This window comes from Dyella silvatica (assembly GCF_026283955.1).
Classification (GTDB): Bacteria; Pseudomonadota; Gammaproteobacteria; order Xanthomonadales; family Rhodanobacteraceae; genus Dyella_C; species Dyella_C silvatica.
Genome location: NZ_JAPDPE010000011.1, coordinates 59,695 through 73,136 on the forward strand (window position 1 = coordinate 59,695; position 13,442 = coordinate 73,136).

The 13,442-nt window shown below is 62.0% G+C and carries 8 protein-coding genes and 1 pseudogene; 8 read left to right on the top strand and 1 reads right to left on the bottom strand.

Going from position 1 to position 13,442, the window contains the following annotated elements; genetic code table 11:
- Window positions 1–112: 112 nt before the first annotated feature.
- The 4 genes from OUZ52_RS04185 (at window position 113) to OUZ52_RS04200 (ending at window position 5,450) form a co-directional block, all read left to right on the top strand.
- Window positions 113–2,542, top strand: a complete 2,430-nt coding sequence (locus OUZ52_RS04185; protein WP_266157061.1) for a TonB-dependent receptor — start codon at window positions 113–115, stop codon at window positions 2,540–2,542.
- Window positions 2,543–2,562: 20 nt separating this feature from the next.
- Window positions 2,563–2,925 carry a tryptophan 7-halogenase gene (locus tag OUZ52_RS04190; RefSeq protein WP_266157062.1) on the top strand — a complete coding sequence of 121 codons (363 nt, stop codon included), beginning with the start codon at window positions 2,563–2,565 and terminating at the stop codon, window positions 2,923–2,925.
- A 331-nt stretch (window positions 2,926–3,256) separates the two neighbouring features.
- Window positions 3,257–3,610: a VOC family protein gene (locus tag OUZ52_RS04195; protein WP_266157063.1), complete on the top strand. Its 354-nt coding sequence runs from the start codon at window positions 3,257–3,259 to the stop codon at window positions 3,608–3,610.
- Window positions 3,611–3,830: 220 nt separating this feature from the next.
- Entirely contained in the window at window positions 3,831–5,450 is a 1,620-nt protein-coding gene (locus tag OUZ52_RS04200) for a family 43 glycosylhydrolase (protein ID WP_266157064.1), read from the top strand.
- Between the two features lie 15 nt (window positions 5,451–5,465).
- Here the strand turns inward: OUZ52_RS04200 and OUZ52_RS04205 are convergent, their stop codons facing one another.
- Complete coding sequence (locus tag OUZ52_RS04205; protein WP_266157065.1) at window positions 5,466–5,780, bottom strand: hypothetical protein; 315 nt, start codon at window positions 5,778–5,780, stop codon at window positions 5,466–5,468.
- 280 nt (window positions 5,781–6,060) lie between these two features.
- Here OUZ52_RS04205 and OUZ52_RS04210 point away from each other — a divergent pair, with 280 nt between their 5' ends.
- The 4 genes and pseudogenes from OUZ52_RS04210 to OUZ52_RS04225 form a co-directional block, all read left to right on the top strand.
- Window positions 6,061–9,048 (top strand): TonB-dependent receptor, encoded by a 2,988-nt coding sequence (locus tag OUZ52_RS04210; RefSeq protein WP_266157067.1) that lies wholly within the window; start codon window positions 6,061–6,063, stop codon window positions 9,046–9,048.
- A 2-nt stretch (window positions 9,049–9,050) separates the two neighbouring features.
- Window positions 9,051–11,312 carry a beta propeller repeat protein gene (locus OUZ52_RS04215; RefSeq protein ID WP_266157069.1) on the top strand — a complete coding sequence of 754 codons (2,262 nt, stop codon included), beginning with the start codon at window positions 9,051–9,053 and terminating at the stop codon, window positions 11,310–11,312.
- Between the two features lie 80 nt (window positions 11,313–11,392).
- Window positions 11,393–13,249, top strand: a complete 1,857-nt coding sequence (locus tag OUZ52_RS04220) for a sialate O-acetylesterase (protein WP_266157073.1) — start codon at window positions 11,393–11,395, stop codon at window positions 13,247–13,249.
- Between the two features lie 8 nt (window positions 13,250–13,257).
- A pseudogene (locus tag OUZ52_RS04225) lies at window positions 13,258–13,442 on the top strand (beta-galactosidase); the annotation flags it as partial.

The window sequence follows — 13,442 nt, forward strand, 5'->3', positions numbered from 1 at the left end:
GACAGCGCTGTCATTTTGGGGTTGATGGTGTGCCGGTGGGGGTGGGAAACCTTTGTCACTGCCGTGTGTGCGGTGGACAACACTGATCTGAACGATTTAGAGGGAGAGCCAGATGAATCTGCATCACAAGTTGTTGTATGTCGCCATGTCACTCGTGCTTGCTCCTGGTGTGCTGTTGGCAGCGGATCAGAGCGCGACATCGCAAAACCCGTCATCTCAGAATCCGGCAGGCGCTGACAAGAAAGTAAAGAACCTGGATGCCGTCTCGGTGACCGCGACCAAGCGCGAGACACCGCTTCAGAAAACGCCGGTGGCGGTTACGGCGATCTCGGCGGACGCGCTCGACAAGGAGCGTGTGATGACCGTGCAGGACCTGACCAAACTAGTGCCAGGCCTGCAAGGTACGTCGGAGGGCGATCATGGCGTGGTGACGCTCACCATGCGCGGTATCGGTAACGACAGCGCCAAGACCGAGTACGCCGATCCCGAAGTCGCGACCTTCGTCGACGGGGTGTATGCGCCTCGCGCCGAGGCTGCATCGGGACTGTTGCTGGACATGGATAGCGTCGAAACGCTACGCGGTCCACAGGGCACGCTTTGGGGCCGCAACTCCACCGCCGGCGCCATCAGCTTCCAGACGGCAAAGCCGGAAATCGGCGCTAGCTTCTACGGCAATGCGCAGGTTGAAGCGGGCAACTACAACCTGATCGGCGCACGCGCCGCGTTCAACCTGCCCATCAGCAACACCTTCGCCATGCGCGTCGCCGTGGTGCACGAGCAACACGATGGCTACGTCGACTACCAGAATCCGTCGAGCGAACTGCCCAGCGTGGCGCGACAGCAGCAGGCATATCTCGCTTCGGGCGGCACGCTGGCCAACTTCAAACCGATCGATCCCAGCCAGTATGTGCAGGGCGGCAACAAGTACAACGCACAGGACCAGTCCGCCGCGCGCGTCAGTGCCTTGTGGCAGCCCAGCGATTCGTTCAAGTGGAACCTGTCGTACGAGTACTTCGTCGATCGCGGCACACCCAACCTGAGTCTGATGCAGACGCCGCGCCAGGGGCAGGATTTCTGGTCAGCGCTGATCGACACCGCGCCCTACCTGGACCGTACGTCCAAGACGGTGCGTAGCCGCATCGACTGGAACATCAACGATGGCATGCAGCTCAGCTACATCGCCGGCTACAACCGTTACTCCGGCAAGAGCGACTTCGACCAGGACGTCGGTGTCAGCGTGCCCACCAGCTTCACCACCAATGGCGTTTATCAGGACGATCGCACCAATTATTCCAACTACGAAAGCTGGAGTCAGGAAGTGGACCTGAAGTCCACCGGGCCGCAGACCGTGGACTGGATCGTCGGTGCGTACTACGCCTACGAAGACAACAACATCCGCTTCGACATCCCCATCATGAACGGTACACGCTACGGCACCGTGAGCTGGCAGGGTTCTTTCATCCAGCCGAAGGAAACGGTGGAGTCGTACGCGTTGTTCGGTCAGGCCACCTGGCATCTCAGCGACCACTGGCGCCTCACCGGTGGCGCGCGCTGGTCGCACGACGACAAGGAGAACAAAGGCGGCATCAACTGGGGTTGGAACTACGACCCGACCGTGCCGCAGGTGCCGATCTCGCCGGGCGTGTATCCGGATCCGTCCAATGGCTTCGCCATCTCGCAGCGGAACACCGCCAAGTACAGCAAGAGCAAGCCGACCTGGCTGCTGCGCCTGGATACCGACGTTGGCGAAAATGGCATGGTCTATGCCAGCGTGTCCACCGGCTACAAGTCGGGCGGCACGCAGGACGCGGGCACTCTATACAAGCCCGAGACGCTAACCAACTATGAAATCGGCAGCAAGTTCTCCTTCCTCGATGGCCACCTGACGTGGAACTCGGCCATCTATTACGAAGACTTCAAGAACTTCCAGCTCTCTGCGCCTATCGTCTATCCGAACGGCAATCACGGCCTGGGCTTCTCCAACGTGAGCGGCAGCACCAAGGTGTTCGGCATCGAGTCGGAGCTGGCGTATCAACAGAAGGACGATCGGCTCAACCTGATCTTCTCGGCCATTCCGAAGAAGGAGCTCGGCAAGCTGATCTACGCCGGTTCCAACGACTACCAGGGCCTGCCGGCATGCCCTCCACAGTCCAACCTCGCCAACTGCATGAACGTGACCGGCAACGATCTGCCACATGCGCCGAACGTGTCGCTCACCGGCATCTACGAGCACGACTTCCACCTTGCCAACGGCGGGCGCCTCACGCCACGCGTCAGCGTGCAGTACCAGAGCACACAGTGGCTGAGCTACTTCAACCTGGGTTCGGGCGACCAGCAGAAGGCGTACACGCGTGGCGACCTGTCGCTGCGCTACAGCGAACCGGGCGACAAGTGGTGGGTCAACGCGTACGTGCAGAACGTGTCCGATGACAAGATCCGCACTAGCGCCGGCCGTTTCCTGATGTCCGACGGCTCGCTGCAGTACGTGTCGCAGTATCTGGCGCCGCGCACCTATGGCGTTCAGCTCGGCGTGTGGTTCTGACGTGATGCACGGCGGCCCCCATGATGCGTGTGCCGCCCGACGTTTGCCGTTCAGCCGGCGACGCTCCGGGGAGCGTCGCTTATCTTCCCCTTGAATGGCTTTTTGCCGGGTTCGCGTGGGGCAGCCCGGCAATTCTTTCTTTTCATCGTGCAGCACTATCGGGGCACACCATGACGCGTCCGAAGAAAGTGTTGCTCGTGGGCGGTGGCACCGCCGGTTGGTTGGCAGTGTGCTGCCTGATCAAGGCGGTCTATGCGGTCGATCCCCGGAGCGTGCAGGTGCATTTGGTGGAATCGCCCGACATCGGCCCGCAACGGTGGCGCGATCCACACTCAGTCGACGCGCTGCGGCAGAAAGCGATTTGTCTTGCGCGTACGCCATGAAGTAGCGGAGGTCTTCCCAGTCCAGTGAAATCAGATGCTGATGTCTCTCATGGGAAAAGGGGCGTAACGGCATGCACCGACATGCGTTCAACCGAACTCCGGTCTCGTGGTTGCCACCGCACATCAATGTGGCCAAGCGGGTCAACTTGGCGACCGTATGCATGAAGTCCTCGGGGGCGGTCATCAGCTCTGGCACACGCTGCTTTTCAAACTCTATCCGGAGTGTGGCATCGGCTTTCGACCCGAAGCGGAAACTGGGGTGCAGTCTAGTTTCTGACCGAAAGTGTATGTTCTCTCGGTACAAAGAAAGACCCACAAGAGGAGTTGCGACATGCAATCGAGCCTTATCGCCATCTTGCCATGCAACGATCTTGATCGTACCGAGGCGTTCTTCATACGGCTTGGCTTCAAGCGCGAGCAAGATAGTTCCGGAGACTATCGAATGCTCGCTGATGGTTTTGGTGCTCAAATCCATCTTAATCAGGCTGTGGAAGGTTGGCTCGTGCCGGGCAGCAATCCATTTGCGCTCTACCTTTACCGCAAGGATGTAGCTGAGCTTGCCGCTTCATTTCGTAGCGAAATCGACAGCGACCCGAGTGACAAGCCATGGGGCATGTACGAGTTCGCCCTGAATGCGCCTGACGACATGCTGGTTAGAGTGGGGTGGCCGACTCGTCTCCGCTAGCCTCAACTTAGCGCCCTTGCGTCTACCCGGCTCCGCAGCAGATGCAGTCAAGTTCCTTCGCGGCGTCAATCTCCAGGTGCGGCGTGATCCTGCCAGTGAAGCTTGTCCGGCGCTGGCGGGTTAAAAAAAAAGCAAGCGTGCGCGATGACTTTCATAAGTTGGGCAGGTCCCCGCGCCATGCACAATCCAGTGCTTGCGCATGGTGCATGAAGGGTGGGGTATGGAGGACGGTTCTCGTCGAGACGTCATCAAATGGATGCTGGCAGGAGCGGCCGCTGCGCCGTTTTCCATCGGCGAGGCTCTGGCTGGCCCGCAAGTCGCCCGAAAGGGTGTCTCGCCGCGCGCGGGCATCGAAGGGCAGCGAACGGCCGACTTGAGTGATGGCACCTATGTGAATCCGATTGTTGCCGGGGATCATCCCGACCCTACCATCCTCAAGGATGGCCGCGATTACTACATGACGTTTACGTCGTTCCATGCCTGTCCTGGCTTGGTGATCTGGCACTCCACCGATCTGGTGAATTGGGCGCCAGTCACCGCAGCGTTAACCAAGCCGCTGGGCACGGTGTTCGCGGTCGACCTGTGCAAGCACGATGGACGTTACTTCATCTATATACCGGCCAGCGCCGGCGATCGGGGCTGGGCGTTGTATGTCATTTGGGCCGACCGCATCACAGGGCCATGGAGCGATCCGATCGATCTGCATATCGATGGGTGCATTGATCCGGGGCACGTGGTGGGTGAGGACGGCAAGCGCTACCTGTTCGTCAATGGCATCCGCCGAGTGCGGCTCACGGACGACGGCCTTGCTGCGGATGGCAAGCTGGAACCGGCCTATAGTCCTTGGCGCTATCCCGACGACTGGATCGTGGAGGATTTCGCCCCGGAAGGCCCCAAGCTGCTGCGGCATGGCGAATGGTTTTATCTGATCACGGCGGTCGGCGGCACCGCGGGTCCGCCGACCAGTCACATGGTGATCGCGGCGCGTTCCCGCTCCATCCATGGCCCATGGGAGCATTGCCCGCACAACCCGCTGGTGCGCACGACCAGCGCCGCCGAGCCATGGTGGTCACGCGGGCACGCGACGCTGGTGGAAGGGCCGGCCGGTGATTGGTGGATGGTTTATCACGGCTATGAGAACGGATTCCGCACGCTGGGGCGGCAGACCTTGCTGGAGCCGATCGAGTGGACCGCCGATGGCTGGTTTCGGGCCAAGGGCGGCGATTTATCCAGGCCGCTGCCAAAGCCGAAAGGCGGCGTGCGCGGGCCGAATGGTCTGGCGCTGTCGGATGATTTCAGCAGCCGCAAGTTCGGCGTGCAGTGGAGCCTGGCCGATCCCCAGCTCGAGGAGATAAAGCGGGTGAGCTACGAGGCGGGCGGCCTGCGTCTGACCGCCAAGGGCAGCTCGCCCGCAGATTGTTCGCCGCTGACGTGCCTGCCGGGCGACCGCAGCTATGTGGCCGAGGTCACTCTCGATCTGCTGGGCGATGCCGAGGGCGGCCTGCTGCTGTTCTACAGTCCCAAAGCCTTTGTCGGCATCGGCCTTTCGCGGCGAGAACAGATACTGAAGACGTTCGAGTACGCGGAAGAGCAAACCTGGATGCGCATACCGATGCAGGCGTCTGGTCTGTGCATCCGTGTGACCAACCAGGATCACATCGTGACTTACCACTACTCGGTCGACAACGGGAAAACCTGGCAACTGCACAGCCTTCGCATGGAGGTTTCGGGCATTCATCACAACGTGTTTGGTGGATTCCTTAGCCTGAAAATTGGCGTTTACAGCGCAGGCGAGGGCAGTGTCGTGGCGCGGGACTTCAAGTACCGCGCCATCACCTGAGGGCCAACGAGCGACTCAGCGGCTGGCGGTGGTCGCCTCAGGCGCCGAGGCGAGGTCGATGCCGAACCATGCCGGTTCTCGGTGATGTCGCAGCGATGCCCAGTCGGGCCGGAACGGCCCCTGCGCGGCACCTTCCTCCACCTTGGCCACCAGCGCGGCTCGTGCCGGCGCATAACCTTCTGTGGCCTTTCGCCAAATCAGGTCAGCCTGTTGCGGCGTGATGGCTCCCGCCGCAGGCGCCGAGGCAAAGGAGGGCAGCGGCATGGTCGTACACAGAAAGACCAAGGCCGCGAGGCAACGCGGGATTGGGTTGATGTGGCGACGACGCATTGGCGCTTCCGTGGCTATCGATGGCCCGAAACTTAGCAGGGGAGTGGGGACGTCACCGCGCGATGTGGCAACCGCAAACGAAGAAACGTTATTCGCGCCCATCAATTTCGTAATTGTGTGCCATGACAGCGCAATTCAGCATGCGCCACCACCAAGCAGGACGTGACGTTGCCAGGGCCAGTGAGTTGGTCTGGCGCAGCCACCGGGTTGTGGGGGCCTGGGGATACATAGCCAGCGGTTTCGGCCGACGGCCAACGATAAGACGGGGTGAGCTTTGACTATGATCCAGACTGTGCACGGGAAAATTACCTGTGCGGCCCAGCATTCTTTTCCACTTGCGCGTCTTTCCGCCGCCGTGGCTATAGGCCTGGCGCTGCTCTACGCGCCGTTGGGCGCGCGCGCGCAGCAAGTCGCGACGCCCCAGGGTCAGACCCAGAACCAAGCCGGGGATCAAGCCAAGACCACCGACACGAAGAACAAGAAGAAATCCGAAGACTCCAGCACCAAGGACGCCAAGAACCTCGAAGGCGTTACCGTGAGCGGCATCCGTGCCAGCCTGCAGTCGGCGCAATCGCTGAAGCAGAACGCGGACCAGATTGTCGACTCGATCACCGCGGTCGACATCAATGCCTTGCCGGATCGCAGCGTTACCGAAACGCTGCAGCGTATCAGCGGCGTCACCATCGACCACTTTCTTTCGGCCAACGACCCGGATCATCCCTCGGCCGAGGGCAGTAACGTATCTATCCGTGGCCTTACACAGGTGGAGTCGCTGCTGAATGGTCGCGACACCTTTTCGTCCAACAGCGGCCGCTCGCTGAATTTCGAGGATGTGCCGGCCGAACTGATGGCCGGCGTGGACGTATACAAGAATCCGTCGGCCGAACTGATCGAAGGTGGCATCGGCGGCACCGTCAATCTGCGTACTCGTCTGCCATTCGACTCGCCCGGGCAGGCGATCGGCTTCTCCTACGGCATCAACAAAGGCGACCTGTCGCAGAAGAGTAAGCCATCGGCGTCCTTTCTCTACAGCAATCGCTGGAAAACCGAGAACTGGGGTGAGTTCGGCGCGCTGATCGATGTGTCCTACTCGGAGCTGGCCACGCGCACCGATGGCATCCAGCTTGAGCCGTACACCATGCGGTCGGATGCAGCGGCAACCGCCGGCAGCGGCCTTAGCACCGTATACGTGCCGGGCGGCGCCGATTGGCGCTCGCTGAATTTCCAGCGTCGCCGCATCGGTATCTCGGGCGCCCTGCAGTGGCGTCCGAGCAAAGATCTGGAACTTACTTCCCAGTTCATCCGCTCGCGTTACGACATGTCGTGGCTGGAGCATGGTGCGATCTTCAGCGATACCAGCTTCGACATCGGCCCGGCCAGTGGCACCACGTTCGACTACAACGGCCAAGGCGTGTTCCAGCGTGGCTCGCTGAGCTCCAGTGCCTGGAACAACAGCCTGAACAATGGCAGCGTGCGTTTTGGTACGGACACGCGCTATCAGACGCAGGCCACCGTCACCACCGATTTTTCGAACGGCTTCAAGTACAACATCAACGATCACATGTTGTTGAGCGGTGACGTTCAGTTCGTGAAGTCCACCAGCAACGAGCTCGATTTCACCGCGTTTCAGGCGATCTACCTGCCGGGCACCTACCTCGACACCACGGGTAGCGCTGGCATGCCGCAGGTTTCCGCCAGCCCGGCCGGCTACACAACCAATCCAGCGAACTATTTCTGGTCCGCGGCGATGGATCACCGCGAAAACCAGGTAGGCCTGAGTCGCGCCTATCGCCTGGATCTGGAGTACGACTTTCAAGACAGCAACTGGCTGAAATACTTCAGGGTGGGTCTGCGTGCCACCGACCGCAGCGAGAACAACATCAGCACGCCCTATAACTGGGGCGTGATCACCGATAGCTGGGCACCGGTGGATACGCCAAGCAAGGTAGCCAGCGTCAGCTATTACCCGACGAGTGCGGCGCTGTACTCGTTCTCGAATTTCTTCCGTGGCAACGTGAAGATCCCGAGCCCCATGTATTTCCCCGGCAGTTCGCTGGTGGAGAACTACGGCGCGGCCTATGGCATTTTGCATCCGATGGGCGTGTCGTCGGGTTGGAGCCCGGTACAGGTCTCGCCGGCCGATCTCAATGATCAGGGCGAGAAAACCAAGGCGGCCTACGGCGTGCTGTACTTCGGCAACGATACTGCGCTCGGCATCCCGTTCGACGGCAATATCGGCCTGCGCCTGGTACGCACCGATGTAGACACCAGTGGTGTCGTGCAGCTTCTCAACCTCAGCGGTACGGGCGTGCCCGATGCCCAGAAGGCAATCTGGAATGGCGGCTACCAGCCGCTCACTGCACGCACCCACTACCAAGACGCGCTGCCTAGCCTCAATCTGCGCTTCAAGCTGACCGACGAGCTGCAGTGGCGCTTCGCGGCATCGAAGGCGATTTCGCGGCCTGGCTTCGCCGACATGCAGTCGTTCGTGCAGTTGGGCTATGTGCTCAATGCGGACAAAACCGCCGTGGTGCAGTGGAACGGCCTGGCCGGCAATCCTTATCTCAAGCCGCAACGCGCCACCCAGTTCGACACGGCCTTGGAATGGTATTTCTCCCCAACCAGCCTGCTGTACGCCACGGTCTTCTACAAAGACATCCACAACTACATCGCGCAGGAAACCGTCCCGGAGACCTATCAGGGGCAGCAGTTCCAGGTCACTCGCCCCTACAACATCGGCACCGGCACGCTACGCGGCGCCGAGGTGGGCTACAACCAGTTCTTCGACTTCCTGCCGGGCTGGATGAAGGGCTTCGGCATGCAGGCCAACTTCACCTACGTGGACAGCAATGGCGGCGTCAACAGCGCCACCAATCCGTACACCAACGCCACCGTGACTGGCGTGGATTTGCCGATGACCGGCATCTCCAAACGAAGCTACAACCTGGTGGGCATGTACGAGAAAGGCGATTGGTCGGCGCGACTGGCGTGGAACTGGCGCTCGCGTTACCTGCTGGCTACCAGTGACGTAGCCACGCATCTGCCGACTTGGTCCGACAACTACGGCCAGCTGGATGCCTCGGTGTTCTATCGCCTCAACAAGAACATGCAGGTGGGCCTGCAGTTGAATAATTTGAACAACGCTGTCGTGCGCACCCTGATGGGGCCGACCAGCTATGGCGGCGGCGTGGTGGACTATCGCATGTACAACCGCGGCTGGTTCGTCGCCGACCGGCGCTACGAGCTGGTGTTCCGCGCGACTTTCTGACCATGGCAACGAATAGCGCAGACATGACGCGTTACCGGGTTCACCGGCTATCCATGGGAAAGCTGCTGCTTGCATTGCTAGCCCTGAGCGCTTGCACCGCAACGCAGGCCAGCGACGGCGGACTGGCGTATCGCTACGCCAGCGTGCGCATCGGTGGTGGGGGCTATGTCAGTGGGCTGGTGTTTCACCCGGCCGAACGTGGCCTGTACTACGCGCGTACTGACGTGGGTGGCGCCTATCGGTGGGATCAGGCCAGTGGGCAGTGGGTGTCGCTCACCGACTGGATCGGGGCCAGTGACAACAATCTGCTCGGTATCGACAGCCTGGCGCTCGATCCTTCCGACAAGGATTGGGTCTATCTCGCCGCCGGCACCTACACCACGCCGACCGCGGGCAATGCTGCGGTCTTGCGCTCGCATGACCGCGGCGCGCATTTCGAACGTGCGGATTTGCCGTTCAAGCTGGGCGGCAACGAGTTGGGGCGCGGCAATGGTGAACGCCTCGCCGTCGATCCGCACGATGGACGCGTGCTGTTTCTTGGTTCGCGTGACGCCGGACTGTGGCGCAGCGACGATCATGGCGCACGCTGGTCGAAGGCGGAGGGTTTTCCCGCCGTTGCCACATCGCTCGCCGCGACCGCGACGAACCGCTGGCGTCCGCAATCGATCGGCATCGTGTTTGTGGTGTTCGAGCCTGCCAGCGGCAGGCCAGGCGCGCCGACGCCGGTGCTGTATGCAGGCGTTTCCACACGCGAAACCAGTTTGTTCCGTTCCACCGACGGCGGCCGTAGCTGGAGTGCCATTGCGGGGCAGCCTACCGGCTTGCGGCCCAGTCACATGCACCGCGCCAGCGACGGTAGCTATGTGCTGAGCTACGGTGATGAACCCGGCCCTGACACCATGAGTGATGGTGCGGTGTGGCGCTGGCAGCCCGCGGGCAATCATTGGACGGACATCACGCCGATATCGAGCAAGAGCACACCGTCGGGATTCGGTTGGGGCGACGTCGCGGTGGATCCGTCCAATCCCAAGGTGCTGATCGCCAGCACGCATCATCGCTACGAACCGCATGACGTGCTTTTTCGCAGTACCGACGGCGGCAAGCATTGGAGCGAGATTTTCGCGCGCTCGTCATTCGATTACGCCGAGGCGCCATGGACAAGCTCGCATACGCCGCACTGGATGACCACGGTGGCGATCGACCCCTTCGATGCCGATCACGTGATGTTCGTCACCGGCTACGGCATCTGGGCTTCGCGTGACATGCGCGGGTTCGACAAGGGCGGCATCGTGCACTGGTGGTTCCAGGATCGCGGCCTGGAAGAGGTGGTGCCGCTGGGTCTGATCAGTCCGCCGCAGGGTGCGCACCTGCTTAGCGCTGTTGGTGATCTGGATGGCTTCCGCCACGATGATCTCAACGTGGCGCCGCTCCAGTTCAAGCCGCAACCGCGTTATGCGAATGGCGAAAGCATCGACTATGCCGAGCGGCGCCCCTCATTGATCGTACGCAGCGGGCGCCTGCGCCAGCCCTTTGGTTCCGCCGTGCGCGCCGCCTGGTCCGAGGATGGCGGCGAGCATTGGCAGGCCTTCGCTGGCGAACCGCCGGAAGGCGAGGGTGCCGGAAGCATTGCTGTGGCCGCCGATGGGGTTGCCGTCGTGTGGGCGCCGAGCGATGCGCGGCACGTCTATGTCACGCGTGATCATGGCCAGCACTGGCAAGCGTCGCAGGGACTGGGCGAACGCATGCGCGTGCTGGCCGACCGGATCGATGCCCGGCGGTTCTACGCCTTTTCGCCACAGACCGGTAGTTTGTTCAGCAGCAACGACGATGGCGCCAGCTTCGTGCCGATCCCGGGTGAATTTGGCCATGCCGCGCACGGCCATGGCGAGGTGCAATTGGAGGCTTCGCCAGTCAAGGCCGGCGTGCTGTGGCTGACGGCACGCGACTTGCCCTTGTTGCGTGGCGACGACCAGGGGCATCTGCTGCAGCGCCTGCCCGGCATCACTAGTGTCGATGCTTTCGGCTTCGGCAAGCCCGGCAGCGGCAGTGAACCCACGATGTTCGTCGCAGGGCTGTGCCAAGGACAGCAAGGCATTTTCCGGTCCGTCGACGGCGGTCAGCGTTGGCAGCGTATCGATGACGACGCACATCGCTATGGGCACATCGGCTTGCTTAGCGGTGATCCGCGCGTGTTCGGACGTTTTTATGCCGCGACCAGTGGGCGCGGCTTGATCTATGGCGAACCGGTGGAGTCCACGCCTTGAAACACATTCATGCCGGCGCCTCATTGGCGCTACTCCTGTCGCTTCCCGTTGCGGCTCAGGCAAAGCTCGAGCTGCCACTGATGTTTTCGCAAGGCGCTGTACTCCAGCGCGACATGCCCATGCATGTATGGGGATGGTCCACGCCCGGTGCGCAAGTCACCGTAGGCTTCGATGGCGCCCATGCCACGGCTAAGGCGGATGCCCAGGGGCGCTGGGATGCCACCCTTCCCACGCACGTTGCGGGTGGCCCGTACGCCATGGATATCGACGACGGCAGCGAACATCGCGTGTTGCGCGACATGCTGGTGGGTGATGTCTGGCTGTGCTCCGGGCAGTCGAACATGGAATTCACCATGGCCGAGGTGCGCGATGCCTCCGCCGAGCAGGCGAAAGCGAACGATTCGTCGATCCGCCATTTCAAGATTCCACACACTTGGTCGCTGCAGCCGCGGGAGCGCCTGGAGGGCGGCGCCTGGGTGGCTGCCAGTCCGTCCACGGTAGGCGGGTTTTCCGCCGTCTGCTGGTTCTTCGCGCGCGACATGAAGGCGCGCACCGGCGTACCGCAGGGGCTGATCAACAGCAGCTGGGGCGGCAGCAGCGTGGAAGCGTGGACCGATGCGCACGCGGGCAACGTGGACGTGCAGGCGCTGGCCGCCACCATCAAGAAGGACGATGCCGCCGAAGAGGCCAAGCTCGAGCAGACTCGCCAGCACCTGGCGCGTTGGCCCGCGCAGCATGGTGATGCATTGGATGCGGTCGGCAAGCCCGCGTGGGCTGCGGAGAAGCTCGACACATCGGCCTGGGTGGATATTTCCGTGCCCGCCTACTGGGAGACCGTGGGCTACTACGGCATGGATGGCGTGGCCTGGTATCGCACTGAGTTCACACTGAGTGCGGCGGAAGCGGCCCAGGGTGTCATATTGGGCCTGGGTGCCATCGACGACTCGGACCGCAGTTACGTCAATGGCGAGTTGATCGGCGAAACCGAGAAGCAGTGGAACAAACCGCGCGTATACAAGGTACCAGCCAGCGCATTGCATGCCGGCAGCAATCGTATTGCCGTCCGCGTGGACGATCTTGGCAACGGCGGCGGCATCCATGGCGATGCCGCCGCGCTCTACGTGCGGACGGCGAATGGCACGCAGCGACCGCTCGCCGGCACCTGGCATTTTCGCACCGCCAACGTGACCCTGGTGCCCACACCTACTCGCCACCTGACGCCCACCCTGCTGTACAACGGCATGATCCAGCCGCTGCTGGGTTATCCGCTGCGCGGTGTGGTGTGGTACCAGGGCGAGTCCAATGCATCGGCGCCCCACGCCATGGCTTATCGCAAGCAGTTCGCTGCGATGATCCAGGCATGGCGCACGGCGTGGACACAGCCGGAGCTACCGTTCTTCTGGGTGCAGCTGGCGAATTTCAACAGCGGCAGCGACACACCTGAGCAAAGTCCGTGGGCGGAACTGCGTGAATCGCAGTCTGCGGTGCTCTCGCTGCCGCACACCGGCCAGGCCGTCACCATCGATGTCGGCAATCCTGACGACATTCATCCCACCGACAAGCAGGATGTGGGGCACCGGCTTGCACTCGCCGCACGCCGCGTGGTGCTTGGCGACAACATCGTGGCCTCCGGTCCCGAATATCGCCAATGGCATGTCGACGGTGCAAAAGCCGTGGTGACGTTCAGCAACGAAGGCGCACCGCTGGCCGTGCGTGGTGGCGGCGATGTCGTGGGCGGCTTCGAGATTGCCGGCGCCGATGGCCACTACCAGCATGCCCAGGCACGTATCGATGGCCGGAACATCGTGGTGTCCTGTGCAGCGGTAGCGCATCCGATCGCCGTGCGTTATGGCTGGAGCGACAACCCGGTCGACGCCAACCTGATCGATGACAACGGCTTGCCGGCGTCACCGTTCCGCACGACGGCATCACCTTGAGACCTTTCATGCGCGCGACGCTCTCACGCCGTATGGCCCTGATGTTGTTGGTCGCCTTGATGACCCTGGGTGCGCAGGCCAACGAGTTGCCGCACATCGCCCATCACGATGGTCATCATGCGCTCATGGTGGACGGCAAGCCGTATCTGATCCTCGGCGGGCAGGTGAACAATTCCAGCGCATGGCCCGACGT